The organism is Pseudomonas sp. AU11447 (assembly GCF_001672555.2).
GTDB classification, from domain to species: Bacteria; Pseudomonadota; Gammaproteobacteria; order Pseudomonadales; family Pseudomonadaceae; genus Pseudomonas; species Pseudomonas nitroreducens.
In genome coordinates this window covers 81,965-103,661 of record NZ_LZDG02000089.1, presented here as the reverse complement: position 1 = coordinate 103,661, position 21,697 = coordinate 81,965, and the positions used below count along the sequence as shown (strand labels likewise).

The following is a 21,697-nucleotide window of genomic DNA, read 5'->3' as shown; positions in this document are numbered from 1 at the left end:
CCCGATGAGCGAACAGCACCCCAGCCGCACCGACTACGCGCACTTCCAGCCGATCACCACCCGCTGGCACGACAACGATATCTACGGCCACGTGAACAACGTGACCTACTACGGCTTCTTCGACACGGCAGTGAACACCTACCTGATCGAGCGCGGTGGCCTGGATATCCACGGCGGCGAGGTGGTGGGCTTCGTGGTCAGCTCCAGCTGTGATTATTTCGCGCCGGTGGCCTTCCCCGAGCGCATCGAGGTCGGCCTGCGGGTCGGCAAGCTGGGCAACAGTTCGGTGCAGTACGAGCTGGCGATCTTCCGCGAGGGCGAGAACCTGGCCTGCGCGGCGGGCAAGTTCGTGCATGTATTCGTAGATCGGGCCAGCAACCGGCCGGTGTCGATTCCGGGGCCGTTGCGGGAGGCGATGGACGTACTGGTGCGAGTCTGACCTGCTCTTCGTAGGAGCGAGCAAGCTCGCTCCTACAGCGGTTGCGTCACCAGCCCATTGGATAATGCTCGATCCGGCACGGCCGGCTGTTGCCGTCGCCCTTGCAGATGCCATCGAGGTACTGGTAGCGCATCCACACCCGCTGCCCTGGCGCTGGCCAATGCTTACGCGGGATCATGCTCTGCCAGTCGGCGCTTTCCGGCTCGAAGGCGATCAGCGCGCCCCGATTCGGGCAATCCGCGCCGGCGGCCCGTGGCTTGACCGACTCCACGCGGCCTTCCAGGCCCCGCACGGGCAGTTTGAGCGCCCCGATGATCTCCACTTCCATCTGGCAGACCTGCCAGTCCCCGGCGTGCGCGGTCTGCACGGCGCCAAGCGACAGCAGCAGACCGGCGGCAGCAAGCGCTTTCACGAATGACTCCTTGTGGCCAGTGATCCCTTCCCGACAAGCCTATACGAGGCTGGCCGGATGACATGGGGCTTGTCCCGGGTGGTCCGCCAAGCCTATGCTGGCCGCCGGTCGGCAGTTCACCCAGGCGTCGCCGCCTCCGTATGGAGAGCGCTAAACCTGCCGCGCGGTTCCCCGCATCTTTGACGATCCGACACACTTTCCCAGTGCCGCATCGGAAGTCGGCGACCCCCGATTACCTCCTCCGCGAGGTCTTGGCACGCAACGAGGATTGCACTGTGTCCAGGCAACGCTTGCCCTATCACGCTCCCGACATCTCCGCCCTGGCGAAATCGCTGGCCCGCCAGCTGGACGAAACGTCCGAACGGCCCAGCCACGTCGAGATGCTCAACCTGCTGGCCCGCGCGGTTGGCTTCCGTAACTACCAGGCCTTGCGCGCGAGCCAGCAGGCCGAAGCGCGCCTGTCGCGCGTAGCCGAGCCCGAGGCGGTAGTGGATTTCCGCCGCGTCGAACAATGGCGACGCTATTTCGACGAGTCCGGCTGCCTGCAGCGCTGGCCGAAGAAACACAGCCACCGCGAGGCCTGCCTGTGGGTGCTGTGGTCAAGGCTGCCGCCACGCCAGCGTTGGAGCGAGAAGGAAATCAACGAACGGCTGCGGGCCCAGGAGTGCCTGGGCGACCACCTGTTGCTGCGACGGTCGCTGGTGGATGGCGGTTGGCTCGCACGTACCGATGACGGTAGCGAGTACCGGCGCATCGAGCGACGCCCGCCGGCGGAGCTGAGTGCGTTGTTGTCGTGTTTGCCGGCCTGCGCTTGATATCGAAGCCCTGAACGAAAAAGCCCGCCAATTGGCGGGCTTTTTCATACAGGCATCTGTCAGTCGTCGTGATGCTTGTGTTTGTGCTTGTAGTGGCCTTTGCCCTTGTGGTGGCTCTTGTTGCCGCTGTGGTGATCGTCGTCGTTGTCACCGGCCAGGTGGTTGCCCAGTGCACCGCCAGCCGCGCCGCCCAGGCCTGCGCCAATGGCGCCGCCGGTCGAGCCGCCAACCTTGTTGCCGATGACCGAGCCACCCGCTGCGCCCAGGCCGCCGCCGATGGCCGCCTCGGTCTTGTTGCCGTTCTTCGCGCCCATTGCGCCGCCAGCTGCACCGCCTACGCCGGCACCGATGGCTGCACCGGTGGAGCCGCCCAGGGCGCCGCCCACCACGTTGCCCAGTGCGCCACCGACACCGCCGCCAATGGCGGATTTGGTGTCGTCGGCCACGGCGTGGCTGGCCAGCAGGGCCAGTGCCAGAACAGAAAGAGTCTTACGCATGTTGCGAACCTGAAAGTAGGAAAGGAATGATGAAATTGTCCCGCACAGAAAACAGCCGGGCAATCTGGCCCGGCTGTCAGTCGTCGCTTACGTGGACTGATCGAGGTTTGCAATGCCCTGGATCAGTCCCAGTGGCGGCGGTGGTGCTTGTGCTTGTACCAGCCGCGGTGGCGACCGTTATCGTGCCAGTGGCGGTCGTAGCGACGATCGTCATAGCGCGCATGGCGGTAGCCGCGGCGACCATCGTAGTCGTCGTCATCGTCGCGGTTGCTGTCGGCGTAGTGGTTACCCAGTGCCCCACCGGCGCCGCCACCCAGGGCCGCGCCGATCAGGCCGCCCGTGGTGCCGCCCATCTTGTTGCCCAGCACCTGGCCGCCCGCGGCGCCCAGGCCACCGCCGATGGCGGCTTCTGTCTTGTTGCCGTGGCGTGCGCCCATGGCGCCGCCTGCTGCACCGCCAAGGCCACCACCAATGGCGGCGCCGGTGCTGCCGCCGACCGCCTGGCCGACCGCAGTGCCCAATACCCCGCCCAGGGCGCCACCGACGCCGGCACGGGTGTCGCCGTCCGCGAAGGCGGTGCCACCGACCAGCGCAAGAGACAACAGGAGCATCGAGGAGTACTTCATAGAGAGGATCTCTCTGTGGGGATGTTGGGGGCGATCCTCGGTTCGTGCGAAGGCTCTGACAAGGGGGTTCCGACGAGTAACACGACTTTCATCAAATAATGCAAGTATTTGATTTTAGGTCAGAACTTTTTCGATTTTGGGCGGTCTGAGTGTTATTCCAGGGTTCCGCTTTTGATGTGTTTTTCTCACAAGATGCCATTGAAATGATGGCTTTTCACGGAAAGCGCCCTTTTCCTTCCGAGTTTACCTTTCAGCCTCTTCCTACTCGATGCGCGTCTAGCGGATTTTTCGCAAGACGAGGCAAGGGTGCGTCCGAGAAAAGCTTCGCGAGCACGCTCGCTCCTACAAAAGAGCAGCGGCTTTTCTGTAGGAGCTGGCCCGTTCGCGAACGGGGGTTGGACGGCGGTCCGGTGGGAGCGCCGTGAAGGGCATCACGCGATGCGCTGGCTCGGTCGCGCTTTCTCGAAGCGGATGGCGACGAACTTGGAGGTTGGCGTGTGGCTGCCGACACCGTGGCTGTCCAGCGGCACCAGCGGGTTGGTCTCCGGGTAGTACGCCGCAGCCTGGCCGGCGGGAATGTCGTAGGCCAGCAGGGTGAAGCCGTTGACGCGGCGGTCCACGCCATCGGACCAGAGCGACACCATGTCTACTTTCTCGCCCGGCTCGAAGCCCAGGCGGCGGATGTCTGCCTCGTTGGCAAACACCACTTCGCGGTGGCCGCGTACGCCGCGGTAGCGGTCGTCCAGGCCGTAGATGGTGGTGTTGTACTGGTCGTGGGAGCGCAGCGTCTGCAGGATCAGGTGCGGCTCCTGGCCGGTCTCGCGGATCTTCGCGTGGACCAGGTCCGCTGGCAGCGGGTGGTGGTGGAAGTTGGCCTTGCCGCTGGCGGTGTTCCAGCGCCGCGAGCCCGCCGAGTTGCCCAGGTGGAAGCCGCCGGGGTTGGCCACACGGCGATTGAAGTCGCTGAAGCCGGGGATGGTGTCGGCGATCAGGTCGCGGATGCGGTCGTAGTTGGCGATCATCGCGTCCCAGTCCACCGGGTGGTTGCCCAGGGTGGCCTTGGCGATGCCGGCGATGATGGCCGGCTCCGAGCGCATCTGTTTTGACGACGGTTCCAACTGTCCGAAGGATGCGTGGATCATGCTGAAGGAGTCTTCCACGGTCACTGCCTGCGGGCCTTCAGCCTGACGGTCGATGTCGGTGCGCCCCAGGCACGGCAGGATCAGCGCGTCGCCGCCCACGGTGAGGTGGCTGCGGTTGAGCTTGGTGCTGATCTGCACGGTCAGCGCGCAATTGCGCAAGGATTGATGAGTGCGCGGGCTGTCCGGGGTCGCCTGGGCGAAGTTGCCGCCCAGACCGATGAAGACCCTGGCCTGGCCGTCGAGCATGGCGTTGATCGCCTCGACGGTGTTGTGGCCATTCGCGCGCGGCACCTTGAACTGGAAGCGCCGTTCGATGGCATCGAGCAGGGCGGCCGGCGGGCGGTCGTTGATGCCCATGGTGCGGTCGCCCTGCACATTACTGTGGCCGCGTACCGGGCACAGGCCGGCGCCGGGGCGGCCGACATTGCCGCGCAACAGTTGCAGGCTGACCAGTTCCTGGATGGTCGGTACCGAGTGATGGTGCTGGGTGATGCCCATGGCCCAGCAGACGATCACCCGCTCGGCGCGGCGGTACATGATCGCCGCCTGCTCGATTTCCGCGAGGCTCAGGCCCGACTGCTGGACGATGTGGTCCCAGCTGGTGTCGTCCAGCACCGCCAGGTAGGCGTCGACGCCCTGGGTATGCTCGGCGATGAAGGCGTGGTCGAACACGGCCGGCTCGCCCTTGGCCTGGGCTTCGCGCTCCCACTGCAGGAGGAACTTGGCCATGCCGCGCACGGCAGCCATGTCGCCACCCAGTGCCGGGCGGAAGAAGGCAGTGTTCAGCGGCTCGGAGCCATTGGTGAGCATTTCCAGAGCGTGCTGCGGGTGCTGGAAGCGCTCCAGGCCGCGCTCCTTGAGCGGGTTGAAGGCGACCACCTGGGCGCCGCGCTTCACCGCTTCGCGCAGCGGTTCGAGCATGCGCGGGTGGTTGGTGCCGGGGTTCTGGCCGAAGACGAAGATTGCATCGGCGTGCTCGAAGTCATCGAAGGTCACGGTGCCCTTGCCGATGCCGACGCTCTGGCCCAGAGCCACGCCGCTGGCCTCGTGGCACATGTTCGAGCAGTCGGGGAAGTTGTTGGTGCCGAAGGCGCGGACGAACAACTGGTAGAGGAAGGCCGCCTCGTTGCTGGCCCGGCCGGAGGTGTAGAACTCGGCCTGGTTGGGGTTTTCCAGCGCGTTCAGGTGCTCGGCAATCAGCGCGAAGGCGTCGTCCCAGGCGATCGGCCGGTAGCGGTCGGTGGCCGGGTCGTAGCGCATCGGATCGGTCAGGCGGCCCTGGTATTCGAGCCAGTAATCGCTCTGCTCGCGCAGCGAAGTGACGCTGTGACGGGCGAAGAATGCCGGGTCCACGCGGCGCTTGGTGGCCTCCCAGTTAACTGCCTTGGCGCCGTTCTCGCAGAACTTCACCCGCCCGTCTTCGGGGGAGTCGCCCCAGGCGCAGCCAGGGCAGTCGAAGCCACCGTTCTGGTTGGTCTTGAGCAGGGCGCGCAGGTTCTTGAACGGCTGTTTGCTGTCCAGCCAGAAGCGCGTGACGCTGATCAGCGCGCCCCAGCCAGCGGCGGCGCCCTTGTAGGGTTGGTAGCGGGGATTTTCTTGCTGCAGGCTCATGGAATCTCTTTCTTTGAAAAAGCGGGCGTTCAGGCCGCTGGTGGCGCCGGGCTGTAGACCCGGGGTGCGCTGCGATGGGGTAGGTGGATCAGGTTCAGGTTGTGCTCGCGGGCCCACTGCACGGTGAGCGCGGTGGGAGCGGACAGGCTGACCAGGGTGGGGAGCCCGGCGCGAACGGCCTTGTGGATAAGTTCCAGGCTGCAGCGGCTGGTCACCACAGCAAAGCCGCCGGCCAGCTCCAGGCGCTGGCGCTTGAGCGCGCCGACCAGTTTGTCGAGGGCGTTGTGGCGGCCGATGTCCTCGCGGCACAGGCGAATCTCGCCGGCGGCATCGACGAACAGTGCAGCATGCAGCGCGCCGCTGCGGCGGCCGATCTCCTGCACGGCGTTGACCCGCTCGCGCAAGTGGTCGAAATGGGCGGCGGGTGGAAGGGGCGCGCGCGGCAATACCGGCAGGCCGGGCAGCGCCTGGTCCAGGGCCTCGACGCCACACAGGCCGCAGCCTGTGTTGCCGGCCAGTTGCCGGCGCTGGTCCTTGAGGGCCCAGAAGGCGCGATTGCTGACCTGCACCTCGGCGGTAATGGCCTCGCCATGTGCCGTCAGGCTCACGTCATAGATATCGTCGATGGACTCGATGAGGCCGGCACCGAGGCTGAAACCGTGGACGAAGTCTTCCAGGTCGTTCGGCGAGACCATCATCACGGCCTGGCTGAGCCCGTTGTAGGCGATGGCCAGGGCGGTTTCCCCGGCCAATGCGGCGCGGCCGCCGGCACCTTGCGGGGTGAGTTCGACGTAGCTGTAGCCGTCGGCAGGCACGACGGCATCCCGGACCGCGGCGCTGGCCGGGCGGGTGATCAGGCAAGGCATGGGCTGAGCCCTGTGGTTCTAGTAATGCAACCAGCCTATGCCGATGCCGGGGTAGCGTCTAATGGCTGCTGTCGATGTTGTGATAGATGCGGTTTATCGGTCGGGCGAGTCGCTGCCCAGCAGGACCGCCGCTTCGTTGAAGCAGGCTTCGGCCAGCGCCGAGCGTGGCTCGCTGCGGCGCAGGATCAGCCCGAGTGGCGACAGGGTGCGCGCGTCGTCGATCGGGGTCAGCACGAAGTGTTCACCCTGGGCATCCAGCCCGCTGCCCAGCGGCATGATCGCGCAGCACAGCCCGCGCTCGACGGCTTGCACCAACTGGTGCACGGCGTCGGTTTCCAGGCGTGCCCGGGGCGCCAGGCCGCGGCTGCGGAAGCCGTGGTCGATGGATTGGCGGAAGTGCATGCCGGCCGAGAGCAGGCCCAGCGGCAGCTCCGCCAGTGCGTCCCAGCTCAGGCTCGGGCTATCGATCTGGAAATGCCGACGGTCGTGCAGCAGGCCCATGCGGGTAGCGGCGAGTTCGAGGCTTTCGAAATGTTCGCGGTCGAGGCGGTCGAGGTACGACAGGCCGAGGTCCAGCTGATTGCGGCCGAGGCCTTCGAGGATGTTCTCCGAGCTCAGGGCGAACAGTTGGAAGCGCAGTTCCGGGTGGCGCTGGGCGAACAGCTCGATCAGCTGCATGGGGTCGAAACCTGCCAGCGGCACCACGCCCAGGCGCAGGGTGCCGACCAGTTGGCCGCGACAGGCCGCCGCTTCTGCGTAGAGCCCGTCATGCGCTGCCAGCAGGCTCCGGGCCCAGGCGAGTACGCGCTCGCCGGCTTCGGTGAAACCTTCGAAGCGCTGCCCACGGCGCACCAGTTCAAGGCCCAGTTCCTCCTCCAGGCTGCGTACGCGCATCGACAGCGTTGGCTGAGTGACGTGGCAGCGTGCCGCTGCTTGGCCGAAGTGCCGTGTCTCGTCCAGCGCGCAGAGGAATTTCAGCTGCTTGATGTCCATCGGCGGGAGAGCTCCGGGGGCGTTCTGTCGGGTTAAGGCGGGATTAGGAGTATTCCGTCGGGCGCTGCGGAAGTCGGCGACTAGACTCCAGGGGCGCGCGGTCTGCCCAATGCCGGCCGCCTGTCACTGTAACCGTAGGGAGGTTGGAAATGGGCATTTTTGCGTTCGTGAAGGAAGCCGGCGAAAAGCTGTGGGAAAGCATTGTGGGTCAGGAGGCGCAGGCCGCCGACTCGCTCAAGGACCATATCGCCAAGGTGGGCCTGGGCAACCCGAACATCCAGGTCAGCGTCGAGGGCGACAAGGTGATCGCCACCGGTGAAGTGGCCAGCCAGGAAGAGAAGGAGAAGATCCTGCTGGCGCTGGGCAACGTCGCGGGCGTGTCGGGTGTGGAAGACCACATCAGCGTCGCCACGCCGGCTGCCGAGGCGCGTTTCGTCACCGTGAAGAAGGGCGATACGCTCAGCGCCATCGCCAAGGCGGAGTACGGCAACGCCAACCTCTACAACAAGATTTTCGAGGCGAACAAGCCGATGCTCAGCCATCCGGACAAGATCTATCCCGGCCAGGTGCTGCGGATTCCGGAGTGATGTCCCCGAGCCCGGCCCAGTGCCGGGCTCGTTGTTTCTGCGCCCCTCACAAGCCTTCGAGCAGCGCCCGGTAGTCTTCCTGGGCAGCGAATTCCTCGGTGTCCTTTGGCCCCTGGCGGCTGTCGGGCTGGCGTACTGCAAGCAGATGGCCGATGCCGAAGGTCCGCGCCGCGCGCAGGATCGGCAGGCTGTCGTCGATGAACAGGCTGCGCGCCGGGTCGAAGCCGACGTCCGCACGCAGTGCCTGCCAGAACTGCTGGTCTTCCTTGGGGAAGCCGTAGTCGTGGGAGCTGATCAACCGATCGAACCAGGGTGACAGCTCCACTCGCTGCATCTTCAGCGTCAGCGAATCGCGGTGCGCATTGGTAATCAGCACCGCGCGCCTGCCGTGTTCGCGCAGTTGCGCAAGGAAGAAATCGGCGTCCGGACGCAGGGCGATCAGGTGGGCGACCTCGCGCTTGAGGTCCATGATCGACAGCTTGAGCTCGCGGCTCCAGAAGTCCAGGCAATACCAGTTGAGCAGCCCGGCGTTGTCACGGAACAGTGGCAGCAGTTCGGCATCGGCCTGGGCGCGGCTGATGCCGTGGTGCTCGGCGTACCGTTGCGGCAGGTGTTCGAGCCAGAAGTGGTTGTCGAAATGCAGATCGAGCAGGGTGCCGTCCATGTCGAGCAGGACGGTGTCGATCTGGTTCCAGGGCAGGCGTGGCATGCTGGGCTTTCGCAAAAGGGTGTCGCAATTGCGCCGCCGATGGACGGAATCGGCGCGATATCTGACACGGAGAATCGGAAAAGGCGGGTTATCATAGCCGACCCGGCCACCCCCAGGAGTCGCCCCATGCGTCAGAAACCCACGGTCCTCGCCCGAGAGATCGTTGCCAGAAGCCGGCTATTTGCCGTCGAGGAGCTGCAGTTGCGCTTCTCCAATGGCGTCGAACGGACCTACGAGCGCCTGGTGGGCAAAGGGCAGGGCTACGGTGCGGTGATGGTGATCGCCATGCTCGACGCCGAGCACGCCGTGCTGGTGGAGGAGTACTGCGCCGGGGTCGATGAATACCAGTTGTCGTTGCCCAAGGGCCTGGTGGAGCCGGGTGAGGACATCCTCGACGCCGCCAACCGCGAGCTGAAGGAAGAAGCCGGTTACGGCGCCCGTCAGCTGGAATACATCACCGAGCTGTCCCTGTCGCCCGGCTACATGAGCCAGCGCATCCAGGTGGTGCTCGCCCGTGACCTCTACGAGGAATCGCTGCCCGGCGACGAGCCCGAGCCCATGGGCGTGGACAGGATCAGCCTGCGCGAGCTCTCGAGCCTCGCGCAGAATGCCCAGTTCAGTGAAGGGCGTGCCCTGGCCGCGCTCTACCTGGTGCGCGACCTGTTGACCCAACGAGGGGAGTTCCAACCGTGATGAATGCCTTCCTGCCTGCCGTGATCGACCTGGTGCACAAGGCGGGCGATGTGATCCTGCCGTTCTGGCAGGGCGACCTGGATGTCCAGAGCAAGTCCGACGAATCGCCGGTGACTGCCGCCGACCTGGCCGCGCACCGCCTGCTGGCCGACGGCCTGCGCGCGTTGGCGCCGGATGTGCCGGTGTTGTCCGAGGAGGATTGCGACATTCCCCTGGAACAACGGGCCCAGTGGAGCCGCTGGTGGCTGGTGGACCCGCTGGACGGTACCAAGGAGTTCATTTCCGGCAGTGACGAATTCACCGTCAACGTCGCGCTCATCGAGCACGGGCGCGTGATCTTCGGCGTGGTCGGTATCCCCGCCAGCGGTCGCTGCTACTACGGCGGTACCGGCCTGGGCGCCTGGCGCGAAGAGCGTGGCGGCGCGCCCGAAGCCATCGAGGTGCGCAGCAGCCCGGAAGACGTCTTTACCGTGGTGGCCAGCAAGCGCCATTCCAGCCCGCAGCAGGAAAGCCTGTTGTCCGGCCTCGCGCAGCGCTTCGGCGACCTGAACCTGGCCAACATCGGCAGTTCGTTGAAGTTCTGCCTGCTGGCCGAAGGCTCGGCGGACTGCTACCCGCGCCTGGCGCCAACCAGCCAGTGGGACACGGCAGCCGCCCAGGGTGTGCTGGAAGGCGCCGGCGGCGAGGTGCTGGATACCAAGGGCGAGCCTTTTACCTATGAGGCGCGGGAAGGTTTCCTCAATTCGTCCTTCCTGGCGCTGCCCAAGGCGGCCGAATGGCGCGACGATCTGATCCAGCTGGCTCGCGCGCTGGACTGACCCCATACCGTTGTAGGAGCGAGCTTGCTCGCGAACCCGCCTGACGCGGGTGTTGCCGGTGAACTCGTTCGCGAGCAAGCTCGCTCCTACAGAAAGCTTTCAGCAGTAGTGATCCATGCCCGAATTACCTGAAGTCGAAACCACCCGCCGGGGCATAGCGCCCCATCTCGAAGGCCAGCGCGTCAGCCGTGTGGTCGTCCGCGAGCGCCGCCTGCGCTGGCCGATTCCAGAGGACCTCGATGTGCGCCTGTCCGGGCAGCGCATCGTGCAGGTGGAGCGGCGTGCCAAGTACCTCTTGCTCAATGCCGAAGTGGGCACGCTGATCAGCCATCTGGGCATGTCCGGCAGCCTGCGCCTGGTGGAGTGCGGCACGCCGGCAGCACGCCACGAGCATGTGGATATCGAGCTGGAATCAGGCATGGCGCTGCGCTACACCGACCCGCGCCGCTTCGGTGCGCTGCTCTGGAGCCTGACGCCGCTGGAACATGAACTGTTGCGCCACCTGGGCCCGGAGCCGCTCACCGACGCCTTCGAAGGCGAGCGGCTGTTCCAGCTGTCGCGCAACCGCAGCATGGCGGTGAAGCCCTTCATCATGGACAACGCGGTGGTGGTCGGGGTGGGCAACATCTACGCCACCGAGGCGCTGTTCGCCGCCGGCATCGACCCGCGCCGCGAGGCGGGGACCATCTCGCGGGCGCGCTACGTGAAGCTTGCCCAGGAGATCAAGCGAATCCTCGCCATTGCCATTGAGCGCGGCGGTACAACGCTGCGCGATTTCGTCGGCGGCGACGGCCAGCCCGGCTACTTCCAGCAGGAGCTCTTCGCCTACGGGCGCGGTGGCGAACCCTGCAAGGTCTGCGGCTCGACCCTGCGCGAAGTGCGCCTCGGCCAGCGCGCCAGCGTCTACTGTCCGCGCTGCCAACGCTGAGGCCGCGGGGCCGCCGTTAAGCTGCCGCCCGATCTGCCACTCCACCTTCTGCCATAACAACAATGGCCCCCGACGAGGGGCCTACAGGTGATTCATGTCCGGCAACTACCTGCCCCGCAACCCGTTCGCCGAGGCGCTCGGCCACAGCATGCTGCGTGCGGCCGGCTGGCGCATCGAAGGCGCGCTGCCGCCACTCGACAAGTTCGTGGTGATCGGCGCGCACCACACCTCCAACTGGGATTTCGTGTTGTTTCTTGCGGTCAAGTTCGTGCTGCGGCTGAACGCCCGCTGGTTCGGCAAGCACACCATCTTCCGCGCGCCCTTCGGCGCTCTGATGCGCCGCTGGGGCGGCATCCCGATCCAGCGCCACCTCAAGCTGAACACGGTGGACCAGGCGATCCAGGCGTTCCGCGACAACCGCGAGATGATGCTGATCCTCTCCCCGGAGGGGACGCGGCGGAAGGTCGAGCGCTGGAAAATGGGCTTCTACCACATTGCCCGCGGGGCGGGCGTGCCCATTGTGCTGGCGGCGCTGGACTATCCCGGACGACGCATCGTCATCGGCGAGCCGTTCTGGCCCACGGGCGACGAGTCCGCCGACCTGCGCCGGATGCTGGCGTTCTACCGGCCGTTCGTGCCGAAAAAGCCTGAATACGCATTCTTCGGTGATTGAAGGCTGTCACGCGACAAGTCATGGAGCGCTGTTATAGTTATGGCAGTCTGCCTGCCCAACTACACAAAAAAGGACTTCCTTCCATGAACCTGTTCCGCACCACCGCCACTGCAATGGCACTGGTCTGTGCGTTCTCGGTGCTGCCGGCTGTTGCTCAGGATGCGGTGAGCAACGTCAGTGGCGACCCGACCTACACCGTCGAGGCCCCGCCGGCCTACGCGATGATGGGTGACCTGATCTTCGCCCGCCCGCTGCTGATCGCCGCCACCGTGGTTGGCGCCGCGGCGTTCGTTGTGACCCTGCCTTTCAGCGCCGCAGGCGGCAACATTGGCGATGCGGGCAAGGCGCTGGTCGTCGAGCCGGGTAAAGCCGCTTTCGTGCGGTGCCTGGGCTGCACCACCAGCGGCTACAAGAAAGACTGATCCGTCGTCCCGTTCCGGGGCGGCGAGGCCGCCTCGTCGGCCCGGCTTGCCGGGTGAGTCCTGTGGGTAGCCCATGAACCTGAGCGGCCTGAAGAAGCACCTGCGTCCGCTGCTTCTGCTGCTGGTCGCCATCGTCCTGGGCTACACCTTCTGGTCCAGCGCCGGCCTGCTGCAGTTGGGAGCGGGCCTGGCGCTGTTCCTGTTCGGCATGCAGTGCCTGGAAGAAGGGCTGCGCGACCTGGCCGGCAGCCAGCTCGAACGCTGGCTGGAAAAAAGCACCGCGACGCGCGGCAAGAGCCTGCTGTTCGGCCTCTTCGGCACCTTCCTGCTGCAATCCTCCACGCTGGTTTCCCTGCTCACCATTGCTTTCATCAGCACCGGGCTGATCCAGCTGGCGGGTGGAATCGCGATCCTGTTCGGCGCCAACCTGGGTGCCACCAGCGGCATCTGGCTGCTGGCGCTGGCCGGGCAGAACCTCAGCCTGAGCCCGCTGGCGCTGCCATTGCTGGTGTTCGGCATCCTGCTGGGGTTCAACGGCGCCAAGAGCAAGGCTGCCGGACGCATCCTGCTGGGCATCGCCTTTATCTTCCTGGGCATCGACCAGATCAAGGAAGGCTTCCAGAGCTTCGGCGATGCCATGGACATGAGCGAGCTGCGTGCCGAAGGCATGCTCGGCGCGCTGCTGTTCGTGACCTTCGGCCTGCTCATCACCGTGGTCCTGCAATCCAGCCACGCCACGCTGATGCTGACCCTGGCGGCCCTGGCCGGTGGGCAGCTGGAGCTGGGCCAGAGCCTGGCCATCGCCATCGGCTCGAACGTGGGCAGCAGCGTCACCACGGCCTTCGTCGGCTCCCTGGGTGGCAACCGCAGTGGGCAGCGGCTGGCGCTGGCTCATGTGCTGTTCAATGTCGTGACCGGTGTGCTGGCCTTCCTGCTGTTATCGCCGTTGACCTGGCTGGTGCACTGGCTGGTGACGCCGTTGGGCCTGGCGGACAACCCGATGATCCAGCTGGCGCTGTTCCATACACTGTTCAACGGCATGGGCGTGGCGTTGTTCTGGCCCCTGCAGGGCGCACTGGCCAATGCCCTGGTGCGTTGGTTGCCGGAAGTGGAGGAGCCGGCCGTGCTGATTACCGACATGGCGCCGGCCATGCCGAGCATCGAGCGCACCCATGCGCGCTACCTCAACGAACGCGCGCTGGACTCCGCCGATGCCGCCGCCAGCGCGGTACTCCAGGAACTCCGACATCTCGGCCGGTTGAGTATCGAGGTGATCTGCCACGCGCTCTACCTGCCGGTGGACATGCTCAGCCAGCCGCGCATCGACGAGAACGAGCTGCGCGCGGCGCCCGACCGCCATGCGCTGGGCGCGGAAGTGCTCTATCAGCGCCATATCAAGGGAGTTTATGGCGATCTGCTGAGCTTCATGGGGCGCCTCGAAGTCCCTCTGGACGAGGAACACCAGCGCTTCTGGCTGTCCTGCCAGGTGGTGGCGCTGCAGCTGGTGGATGCCGTGAAGGACGCCAAGCATCTGCAGAAGAACCTGGGGCAGGCCCTGCAGGGCGAGCCTTCAGTGCTGCGCGATACCTATGTCGAGCTGCGTCGCCACCTGATCGCGATGCTGCGGGAAGTACGTGCGCTGGGGTCGCTGATTGGCGGCGATCTGCCGCAAGAGGCGCTGACGGCGCGCCTGCAGCTGCTCGACGAAGGCGCCGCCGAATTCGACGGCGCCTTCCGCCAGCGTCTGTTCGCTGCGGTGCGCCGGCACGAGCTGGATGGCCTGCAGATGAGCTCGCTGATGAACGACCTGGGCTACGTCAGCCGCATCATCCAGAGCCTGCGCAATGTGCTGCAACTGGGCACCGAGCATGGCCTGTTCGAGCCGGGCGAGGACGAAGCGCCCGGCCTCATCCTGCCCTGAGGAATCCCTGGTCAGCGCAGCGGTGCCGCCAGTTCGGTGGCCAGGCCGATGCCGCGCGGATCGCTGGCGGACTGCACCTCGCCGGACTTCTTGTTCCACAGCAGCACCTGCTGGTTGCCATAGGCGCGACCCACATCCTTGAGCGTGTAGCCACGGCGCTGCAGGTCGGCCGCTTCGGCAGCGCTGAAGGCGCGCGGTTCGTGCTCGATCACGTCCGGCAGGAACTGGTGGTGGTAGCGCGGCGAAGACACCCAGCGCTGCACCGGCTTGCCGTCCAGGTAATCGAGCATCGCCAGCAATACCATGCTGGGAATCCGGCTGCCGCCCGGCGTGCCGAAGGCGGCCAGCTCAGTGGGGCTTTCGATGAAGCTCGGGCTCATGCTCGACAGCGGGCGCTTGCCGCCCGCTACGGCGTTGGCCTGGCTGCCGGCCAGCTGGTAGGCGTTGGCGCCGCTGACGTCGGTGGCGAAATCGTCCATCTCGTCATTAAGCAGCACGCCGGTGCCGGGCACGGTGAAGGCCGCACCAAAGGGCAGGTTGACCGACAACGTGGCAGCAACGGCATTGCCGTTGGCGTCCATCACCACGAAGTGAGTGGTGTGATCGCCCTCGCGCCAGGCGGCCGCGGGTGGCAGTGAAGAGCTGGGAGTGGCGCGCTGCGGATCGATGCCGGCGGCCAGGCGCTTCAGGTAATCCGGTGCGAGCAGTTGATTGACCGGGTTGGCGACGCGGTCCGGGTCGCCCAGCAGGCCACGGTCGCGGTAGGCGCGGCGCAGGGCTTCGACGACGTAGTGGACGCGCTGTACGGGTTCGGCCTTCTGCCAGGGCAGCTGCTGCAGCATGCCCAGGCTCTGCGCGAGGGCGACGCCACCGGCGGAGGGCGGCGGGGCGCTGATCAGTTCCTTGCCGTCGGCCAGCGGGTAGCGCAGCGCCTGGCGCTCGACGGTGCGGTAGCTGGCGAGGTCTTCCAGGCTCCACACTCCGCCGGCGGCGCGCACGCCTTCCACCAGTTTCTGCGCGGTCTCGCCTTCGTAGAAGCCGATGCGGCCGTAGCGCGCCAGTTTCTCCAGGGTGTTGGCCAGCTGTGGCTGGCGCATCAGGCTGTATTCCTCGGGCAGGTTGCCCTGGTCGAGGAAGATGCGTGCGGTCTCGCGGTCCTGGCGCATGGCATCCTGCCGCCAGGAGGCGCGGTCGATGTAGACGCGGTCGATGGACACGCCATCGGTGGCCAGGCGGATCGCCGGTACGAGGTTGTTCGCCAGGGTCTTGCGGCCGTAGCGGCTGGTGATGTCCGCCAGGGCGGCGGGCAGGCCGGGGATACCGGCGGCCAGCGGGCCGTTGAGCGACAGCTGCGGATCGACCTTGCCGTTGCGCTCGTACATCCGCGCGTGGGCGGCCAGCGGGGCGCGCTCGCGGGCGTCGATGAAATGGTAGGTCGGCGGGCTGCCGGCCTTGCGCAGCAGGAAGAAACCGCCGCCGCCCAGGCCGGAGCCGTAGGGTTCGGCCACCGCCAGCGCGGCGGCGATGGCCACGGCGGCGTCGAAGGCGTTGCCGCCGTCGGCGAGTGTTTCAAGACCCGCGACAGTGGCGGACGGATGCGCCGTGGCGACGCTGGCCTGGGCCGGGTGTTCCGCGGCGTGCAGCGCGAAGCTGAGCAGCAGCAGGCTGCAGAAGCCGAGCAGGGAGGCGCGGGAGCGGGAGTTCAACGAGGACATGGCATCTCACGAACCGCCGGCATTGCCGGCTGGAAAACCAAATGGGGCGAAGGTGGAGGATAGACAATCCACGGCGCCGCAGGTTTGTGAGAACTCAATGAAAAAGTGTCGAATCGCGCGAAGTCAGGCCTTGCCGGTGAGCTTCTTGTACTTCTCCATCAGCTCTTCCTTGCTCTCGACGTGGGTTTCGTCGAGGGGAATGCAGTCGACCGGGCAGACCTGCTGGCACTGCGGCTCGTCATAGTGGCCGACGCATTCGGTGCACAGGTTCGGGTCGATGACGTAGATCTCCTCGCCCTGGGAGATCGCGGCATTGGGGCACTCGGGTTCGCAGACGTCGCAGTTGATGCAATCGTCAGTGATTTTCAGGGACATCGATACAACTCCAACCAGGGCGGCTGCCATGGCGATCGGTAGCAACAAGGGTGAAATTGTGCCGTATCGGCGCGCGCAGTGCACGCAGTCAGGGAGTCAACTGACGGAAACCGCCATCCTTGGCGGCGTGCGGATCAGCGCTTGAAGCGCTCGGCCAGGGCGCTGGCCACCGCGGGATGGACGAATTTGGTGATGTCGCCGCCCAGGGCCGCGATCTCGCGCACCAGGGTGGAGGAGATGAAGGAGTACTTCTCCGACGGCGTGAGGAACATGCTTTCCAGGTCAGGTGCGAGCTGGCGGTTCATGTTGGCCAGCTGGAACTCGTACTCGAAATCCGACACCGCACGCAGGCCGCGCAGCAGGATGTTCGCATTCTGCTCCTTGGCGAAATGCGCGAGCAGCGTGGAGAAGCCGACGACTTCTACATTGGGCAGGTGCGAGGTGACCTGGCGGGCCAGCTCGACGCGCTGTTCCAGCGGGAACAGGGGATTCTTCTTGGGGCTGGCGGCGACGGCAATGATCACCTGGTCGAACAGTCGCGAGGCGCGTTCGACCAGATCGGCATGGCCTTTGGTGATGGGGTCGAAGGTACCCGGGTACAACACTCGATTCATCGCGGCGTCCTGGTCGGCTCTTGTTGGCAGGCTGGTGCAATAGCGGGCGGATGGTAACGCAGCATGTCCGTGGGGCCAAGCGACCTTGGTAGTGCTTCTGTGAACGGACTACCTGAGATAACCGGCGAGAGACCGATGAGTCACGCGCAGGCCGCGTGCCAGAGCCTGCGCGCGCGGTTTCGCCCGATTCTGCTCGGTTTTGCAGGGCGGGTAACCCGGAACGGGTTATCCGCCGGCCAACCTGCGGCGGATAACGCTGGCGCGTTATGCGCCCTACGGGAGCGGTCTCAGGCCTTGCCCAGCCGCTTGGCCAGGGCATCGGCCAGTTGCGCGGTGAGGCCGTAGACCGAGAGCTGCGGGTTGGCGCCGATGCTGGTGGGGAACAGCGAGCCATCGTGGATCGACAGGTTCTCCAGCTGGTGGTGGCGGCCGAGGCTGTCGCACACCGACTGCTTCGGGTCCTCGCCCATGGCGCAGCCGCCCATCACGTGGGCACTGCCCAGGCGGGTGCGGTACAGCTCCAGGCTCAGGCTGTCGATCAGTTCGTGTGCTTCCTTGGCAGTCTTCACGTAGCCGGCGTCGGCGTGCAGCGGCAGCACGGCCTTGGCGCCAGCGGCAAACTGGATGTCGGCCATGGTGTGGAAGGCGCGGCGGATACCATCCCAGGTGTAATCGGTCATCTGGTAGTCGAGCACCGGGGTATCGTCACCGCGCAGGCTGACGGAGCCCACTGCGCTGTCCGGATGGAAGCCGTCGCGCATCAGCGCGAGGATCACGTTGGTGTGCGGCAACTGCTCCATGCGCAGCGCATTGTCTTCGCCGAAGCGGCCGAGCAGGGTGGCGCTGAGCGCCGGTTGCAGCGGCGGTACTTCGAGCTTGTAGGACATGCGTCCGGTGGCGCCGTCGTCCCATTGGAAGTGGTCGGAATAGATCGACTGCGGTGCGCCGTAGAACGGGTTGATCACTTCGTCGAACAGGGCGGCGCTGAAGTTCACCGTGTGCAGGAAGGTGCGTTGGCCGACGCGGCCATGCGGGTCCGGCGCCTTGGAACGCAGGAGGATCGCCGGGGTATTGATGCCGCCGCCGGAGAGCACGTAGTGACGCGCCTTGATGGTGATCTTGCGGCCGGTGGGGGCGACGCAGCGCTCGTCCATGGCCGAGCATTCCAGGCCGCTGACCTTGTTGCCGTCGAGCAGCAGGCGGTCGGCGCGAGCGAGGAACAGCAGTTCGCCGCCTTTCTCCAGGGTGGCCGGAATGGTGGTGACCAGCATCGATTGCTTGGCGTTGGTCGGGCAGCCCATGCCGCAGTAGCCGATGTTCCAGCAGCCGCGGACGTTGCGCGGGATGACCTTCCAGTGCAGGCCGAGCTTCTCGCAGCCGTTGCGAATCACGTCGTTGTTGGCGTTGGGCGGCATGATCCAGGGCGCGACGCCCAGGCGCTGTTCCATCTTCTCGAACCAGGGCGCCATCTCGGCGACGCTGTGGCCCTTCACGCCGTGTTCCTTGGCCCAGTGTTCCAGGGTCGGCTCGGGGGTGCGGAAGCTGGACGTCCAGTTGACCAGGGTGGTGCCGCCCACGGCGCGGCCCTGGAGAATGGTGATGGCGCCGTCCTTGCTCATCCGGCCGATGCCTTCCTGGTACAGGTTCGGGTAGGCGTCAGCTTCCTGCATCTTGAAGTCGCTGCTGGTCTTGAGCGGGCCTTCTTCCACCAGCAGCACCTTGTAGCCGGCGGCGCTGAGGGTTTCGGCAGTGGTGCCGCCGCCGGCGCCGGTGCCGACGATCACGACGTCGGCCTCCAGGGTCAGGTCCTTGTCCAGGCGCGAGCCGTTGTGGACTTTCCAGCCGCGGGCCAGGCCCTCGGCGAACAGATCGGGTACGGGCATCGGAAATCTCTCAGGCGAATTCTTGTTGTTCTGGCGAAATCAGATTTTCGGCGGGCCGGGGTAGCCGCAGTGGCCCCAGGATTCCGGGCGGCTGTACCAGGCCATCATCACCAGTTGCAGCAGCGAGCTGTGGCCCATCTTCAGCAGGGAGATGAAGCTGTTCTGCCAGCGGTTCAGGAAGTTCTGCACATCCTGCGCGCTGGCGTTGTCCCAGCTGCCCCAGATGCCGGTGAGCGGCCCGCGGGTGATCGGCAGGGCGAGCACGTCGAACAGCTGCACGGTGAGCTTGAGCATTTCCGGGGAGAGGTGGTTCAGGCTGTTGTCCAGGCTCTGGATGGTGCCTTTGACCGCCTCGGCCATGCGCTCGGCGGGCACGGCGCCGGCCAGCATCACCGGGACCAGCGCGCGCAGGAACGGCAGGTCGGAATCGCGCAGCACGGCAAAGCCATTGGCCGGAGTACTGGCGGAGCAGCCGCTGAGGCTGGCGGTAACGCCCGCCGTGGCGAGGAAGGCCCCGCCCAGCAGGCCGATCTTGAGCACGCCGCGCCGGGAAAGTCCCGGCGCGCTCAGGGAGGTGTCTGTCATTCTTATTTTTTCACCTGTGTCTTGGAGGGTGCCGGTCAGCGAATGAACAGCTTGTAGACCAGCTTCTGCAGCGATTTACCGTAGGGTGGGTAGATCACCCGCGCAGCGTTGAAGCGCGGCTTGCTGAATACGCCCTTGGCCTTGGAGAAGGTCAGGAAGCCTTCGTGGCCGTGGTAGTGGCCCATGCCGGACGGGCCGACGCCGCCGAAGGGCATGTCGTCCTGGGCGACGTGCAGCAGGGTGTCGTTGAGGCACACGCCGCCGGAGTGGGTTTGCGCCAGTACGTGATCCTGCTCGCGCTTGTCGTAGCCGAAGAAGTAGAGCGCCAGCGGGCGATCGCGCTCGTTGACGTAGCTGAGCGCCTGGTCGAGGGTCTGGTAGGGGATCACCGGCAGCAGCGGGCCGAAGATCTCTTCCTGCATGATCTTCATCTCGTCGGTCACGTTCAGCACCAGCGCCTGCGGCAGGCGGCGGCCCTGGGCCTGCGGGAACAACGGAATGACGGTGGCGCCGCGGGCCTGGGCGTCGGCGAGGTAGCCGTTCAGGCGCGACAGCTGGCGCTCGTTGATGATCGCGGTGTAGTCCGGGTTGTTCTCCAGTTTCGGGAAGAAGCCCTGGACCACCTGGCGGTAGCTCTCGACGAACTCGTCGATGCGGTTCTGCGGCACCAGCACGTAGTCCGGCGCCACGCAGGTCTGCCCGGCGTTGAGCGACTTGCCGAAGGCGATGCGCTCGGCGGCGTCCTTCATCGGCACGCTGGCCGAGACGATGGCCGGCGACTTGCCGCCCAGCTCCAGGGTGACCGGGGTGAGGTTCTCGGCGGCGGCGCGCATCACGTGCTTGCCGACGCTGGTGGCACCGGTGAACAGCAGGTGGTCGAAAGGCAGCTTGGAGAAGGCGACGCCGACGTCCACTTCGCCCTGCACCACGGCGACCAGGTCCTCGGGGAAGACCTTGGCCAGCAGGTCCTTCAGCACGCGGGCGGATTCCGGGGTGGATTCGCTCATCTTGATCATCACCCGGTTGCCGGCAGCCAGCGCCCCGGTCAGCGGGCCAATGGCGAGGAACAGCGGGTAGTTCCATGGCACGATCACGCCCACCACGCCCAGCGGCTGGTAGATGACCTTGGCCGAGGCCGGCATGAACTGCATGCCCACGCTGCGGCGCGAGGGCTTCATCCACTTCTTCACGCGCTTGGTGGCGTAGTGCACGCCGTGCAGGCTGGGCAGCACTTCGGCAAGCAGGGTTTCGTCGGCGGAACGGTTGCTGAAGTCGGCGTTGATGGCGTCGATGATCGCCTTCTGCTCGGTCACCAGCAGGTTGGCGAGGCTTTTCAGCCACTGGATGCGCTGGCCGGCGTCCGGCATCGGGTTCGCGCGATAGGCCTGGCGCTGGCGTTCGAGAAGGGTTTCCAGCTGGCTGATCTGCTGCTGGGTCTGCTGCAGGTAGGCGATATCGGCAACCATGACGGGCTCCTGGGCGGAAGCGGGTGGGGAAGCTCTCCGTGGATTCACACGAGGATCTCGGATGCTTCGCGTTTTTATGCTGTCGCTGGTTTTTTAGAGCAATTGCTCTAGAGTGTCAATCAGCATGCCGTTTCCGCGCCGCCAGGCCCAGCCAACGAAAAGTTGGGCGCACCCCACAGTTGTGTCAGGTGGTAGCAATCGGTGTACCTTTGCGCCCGCGCAATCCGCTTCGATGAGTTTCGCGAATGGCACCACGCATCAATACCCGTGACCGCATTGCCCAGGCCAGCCTGGAGCTGTTCAACGCCCAGGGCGAGCGCAGCGTCACCACCAACCACATCGCCGCGCACCTGGGCATCTCGCCGGGCAACCTGTACTACCACTACCGCAACAAGCAGGTGATCATCGCCCAGCTGTTCGCCGAGTACGAAAACCACGTCGACCAGTTCCTGCACCTGCCGGAGGGGCGCACGCTGACGGTGGAGGACAAGACCTTCTACCTCGAGGCGCTGCTCGCCGCGATGTGGCACTACCGCTTCCTGCACCGCGACCTGGAACACCTGCTGGACTCCGACCCGGAGCTGGCCGCCGCCTACCGCGCCTTCGCCCGCCGCGCCATGGACAACGCCAAGGCGATCTATCGGGGCTTCGTCGACGCCGGCATCCTGCAGATGGACGAACCGCAACTCGAAGCGCTGACCCTGAACGCCTGGATCATCCTCACCTCCTGGGTGCGCTACCTGTGCACCACCCGCGAGGTGGCCAACGACCTCAGCGAAGCGCTGATGCGGCGCGGCATCTACCAGGTGCTGGCGCTGGAAAGCGGCCACATCGCCCCGGCATTCCGCGAGGCGGTAGCGGCGGTGTTCGATCGGTTGTATGTGCCGTTGGAAGGCTGATATTCCAT

The 21,697-nt window shown here is 65.9% G+C and carries 23 protein-coding genes; 10 read left to right on the top strand and 13 right to left on the bottom strand.

Features of this window, described 5'->3' with window-relative positions; translation table 11 throughout:
* The first annotated feature begins 4 nt into the window (after positions 1-4).
* Positions 5-439, top strand: coding sequence for a thioesterase family protein (locus A6723_RS28295; RefSeq protein WP_054907784.1), 435 nt, complete (start codon positions 5-7; stop codon positions 437-439).
* A gap of 46 nt (positions 440-485) precedes the next feature.
* Here A6723_RS28295 and A6723_RS28290 read toward each other — a convergent pair whose 3' ends face one another.
* Entirely contained in the window at positions 486-851 is a 366-nt protein-coding gene (locus tag A6723_RS28290; protein ID WP_024767394.1) for a hypothetical protein, read from the bottom strand.
* Positions 852-1,126: 275 nt separating this feature from the next.
* Between A6723_RS28290 and A6723_RS28285 the strand changes: the two genes are divergently transcribed.
* Positions 1,127-1,666, top strand: a complete 540-nt coding sequence (locus tag A6723_RS28285) for a DUF2087 domain-containing protein (protein WP_054907785.1) — start codon at positions 1,127-1,129, stop codon at positions 1,664-1,666.
* Between the two features lie 59 nt (positions 1,667-1,725).
* Here the strand turns inward: A6723_RS28285 and A6723_RS28280 are convergent, their stop codons facing one another.
* The 5 genes from A6723_RS28280 to A6723_RS28260 all read right to left on the bottom strand — a co-directional run bounded on the left by A6723_RS28280 (position 1,726) and on the right by A6723_RS28260 (position 7,401).
* Positions 1,726-2,163, bottom strand: coding sequence for a glycine zipper domain-containing protein (locus tag A6723_RS28280; protein ID WP_054907786.1), 438 nt, complete (start codon positions 2,161-2,163; stop codon positions 1,726-1,728).
* 122 nt (positions 2,164-2,285) lie between these two features.
* Positions 2,286-2,789, bottom strand: coding sequence for a hypothetical protein (locus A6723_RS28275; protein ID WP_054907787.1), 504 nt, complete (start codon positions 2,787-2,789; stop codon positions 2,286-2,288).
* Positions 2,790-3,220: 431 nt separating this feature from the next.
* On the bottom strand, positions 3,221-5,542 hold the full coding sequence (locus A6723_RS28270) for an FdhF/YdeP family oxidoreductase (protein ID WP_054907788.1): 2,322 nt from the start codon (positions 5,540-5,542) through the stop codon (positions 3,221-3,223).
* Between the two features lie 29 nt (positions 5,543-5,571).
* Positions 5,572-6,408 (bottom strand): formate dehydrogenase accessory sulfurtransferase FdhD, encoded by an 837-nt coding sequence (gene fdhD / locus A6723_RS28265; RefSeq protein ID WP_139093090.1) that lies wholly within the window; start codon positions 6,406-6,408, stop codon positions 5,572-5,574.
* A 93-nt stretch (positions 6,409-6,501) separates the two neighbouring features.
* The gene (locus A6723_RS28260) at positions 6,502-7,401 is read right to left on the bottom strand and encodes a LysR family transcriptional regulator (protein WP_054907789.1); all 900 of its coding nucleotides are present in this window, start codon (positions 7,399-7,401) and stop codon (positions 6,502-6,504) included.
* Positions 7,402-7,550: 149 nt separating this feature from the next.
* On the opposite strand from A6723_RS28260, the gene lysM reads away from it, so the two are divergent.
* Positions 7,551-7,988: a peptidoglycan-binding protein LysM gene (gene lysM / locus A6723_RS28255; protein ID WP_054907790.1), complete on the top strand. Its 438-nt coding sequence runs from the start codon at positions 7,551-7,553 to the stop codon at positions 7,986-7,988.
* 46 nt (positions 7,989-8,034) lie between these two features.
* On the opposite strand, the gene yrfG is transcribed toward lysM, so the two are convergent.
* Positions 8,035-8,697, bottom strand: a complete 663-nt coding sequence (gene yrfG, locus A6723_RS28250) for a GMP/IMP nucleotidase (RefSeq protein ID WP_054907791.1) — start codon at positions 8,695-8,697, stop codon at positions 8,035-8,037.
* A 126-nt stretch (positions 8,698-8,823) separates the two neighbouring features.
* Between yrfG and nudE the strand changes: the two genes are divergently transcribed.
* From nudE to A6723_RS28220, 6 genes are all read left to right on the top strand, one after another.
* On the top strand, positions 8,824-9,390 hold the full coding sequence (gene nudE, locus A6723_RS28245) for an ADP compounds hydrolase NudE (RefSeq protein ID WP_017521420.1): 567 nt from the start codon (positions 8,824-8,826) through the stop codon (positions 9,388-9,390).
* A complete protein-coding gene (gene cysQ, locus A6723_RS28240; RefSeq protein ID WP_139093089.1) occupies positions 9,390-10,208 on the top strand; it encodes a 3'(2'),5'-bisphosphate nucleotidase CysQ in 819 nt (272 codons plus the stop codon). Before nudE ends, cysQ begins: the two co-directional genes overlap by 1 nt.
* Positions 10,209-10,323: 115 nt before the next feature.
* Positions 10,324-11,136 (top strand): bifunctional DNA-formamidopyrimidine glycosylase/DNA-(apurinic or apyrimidinic site) lyase, encoded by an 813-nt coding sequence (mutM, locus tag A6723_RS28235; protein ID WP_054907793.1) that lies wholly within the window; start codon positions 10,324-10,326, stop codon positions 11,134-11,136.
* A gap of 94 nt (positions 11,137-11,230) precedes the next feature.
* On the top strand, positions 11,231-11,809 hold the full coding sequence (locus A6723_RS28230; protein ID WP_054907794.1) for a lysophospholipid acyltransferase family protein: 579 nt from the start codon (positions 11,231-11,233) through the stop codon (positions 11,807-11,809).
* A gap of 83 nt (positions 11,810-11,892) precedes the next feature.
* Positions 11,893-12,231, top strand: coding sequence for a hypothetical protein (locus tag A6723_RS28225; RefSeq protein ID WP_054907795.1), 339 nt, complete (start codon positions 11,893-11,895; stop codon positions 12,229-12,231).
* A gap of 73 nt (positions 12,232-12,304) precedes the next feature.
* Complete coding sequence (locus A6723_RS28220) at positions 12,305-14,152, top strand: Na/Pi cotransporter family protein (RefSeq protein ID WP_054907796.1); 1,848 nt, start codon at positions 12,305-12,307, stop codon at positions 14,150-14,152.
* A gap of 11 nt (positions 14,153-14,163) precedes the next feature.
* Here A6723_RS28220 and A6723_RS28215 read toward each other — a convergent pair whose 3' ends face one another.
* The 6 genes from A6723_RS28215 to A6723_RS28190 all read right to left on the bottom strand — a co-directional run bounded on the left by A6723_RS28215 (position 14,164) and on the right by A6723_RS28190 (position 20,790).
* The gene (locus tag A6723_RS28215) at positions 14,164-15,867 is read right to left on the bottom strand and encodes a gamma-glutamyltransferase family protein (RefSeq protein ID WP_054907797.1); all 1,704 of its coding nucleotides are present in this window, start codon (positions 15,865-15,867) and stop codon (positions 14,164-14,166) included.
* Positions 15,868-15,990: 123 nt separating this feature from the next.
* A complete protein-coding gene (locus tag A6723_RS28210) occupies positions 15,991-16,242 on the bottom strand; it encodes a YfhL family 4Fe-4S dicluster ferredoxin (protein ID WP_024767002.1) in 252 nt (83 codons plus the stop codon).
* A gap of 134 nt (positions 16,243-16,376) precedes the next feature.
* Positions 16,377-16,856: a pantetheine-phosphate adenylyltransferase gene (gene coaD, locus A6723_RS28205; protein WP_024767001.1), complete on the bottom strand. Its 480-nt coding sequence runs from the start codon at positions 16,854-16,856 to the stop codon at positions 16,377-16,379.
* 287 nt (positions 16,857-17,143) lie between these two features.
* Positions 17,144-18,739 carry a GMC family oxidoreductase gene (locus tag A6723_RS28200; protein ID WP_054907798.1) on the bottom strand — a complete coding sequence of 532 codons (1,596 nt, stop codon included), beginning with the start codon at positions 18,737-18,739 and terminating at the stop codon, positions 17,144-17,146.
* A 39-nt stretch (positions 18,740-18,778) separates the two neighbouring features.
* A complete protein-coding gene (locus A6723_RS28195; protein WP_054907799.1) occupies positions 18,779-19,324 on the bottom strand; it encodes a hypothetical protein in 546 nt (181 codons plus the stop codon).
* Between the two features lie 35 nt (positions 19,325-19,359).
* Positions 19,360-20,790 carry a coniferyl aldehyde dehydrogenase gene (locus A6723_RS28190; protein WP_054907800.1) on the bottom strand — a complete coding sequence of 477 codons (1,431 nt, stop codon included), beginning with the start codon at positions 20,788-20,790 and terminating at the stop codon, positions 19,360-19,362.
* A 245-nt stretch (positions 20,791-21,035) separates the two neighbouring features.
* Between A6723_RS28190 and A6723_RS28185 the strand changes: the two genes are divergently transcribed.
* Positions 21,036-21,689, top strand: a complete 654-nt coding sequence (locus tag A6723_RS28185; protein WP_054907801.1) for a TetR/AcrR family transcriptional regulator — start codon at positions 21,036-21,038, stop codon at positions 21,687-21,689.
* Positions 21,690-21,697: the final 8 nt, after the last annotated feature.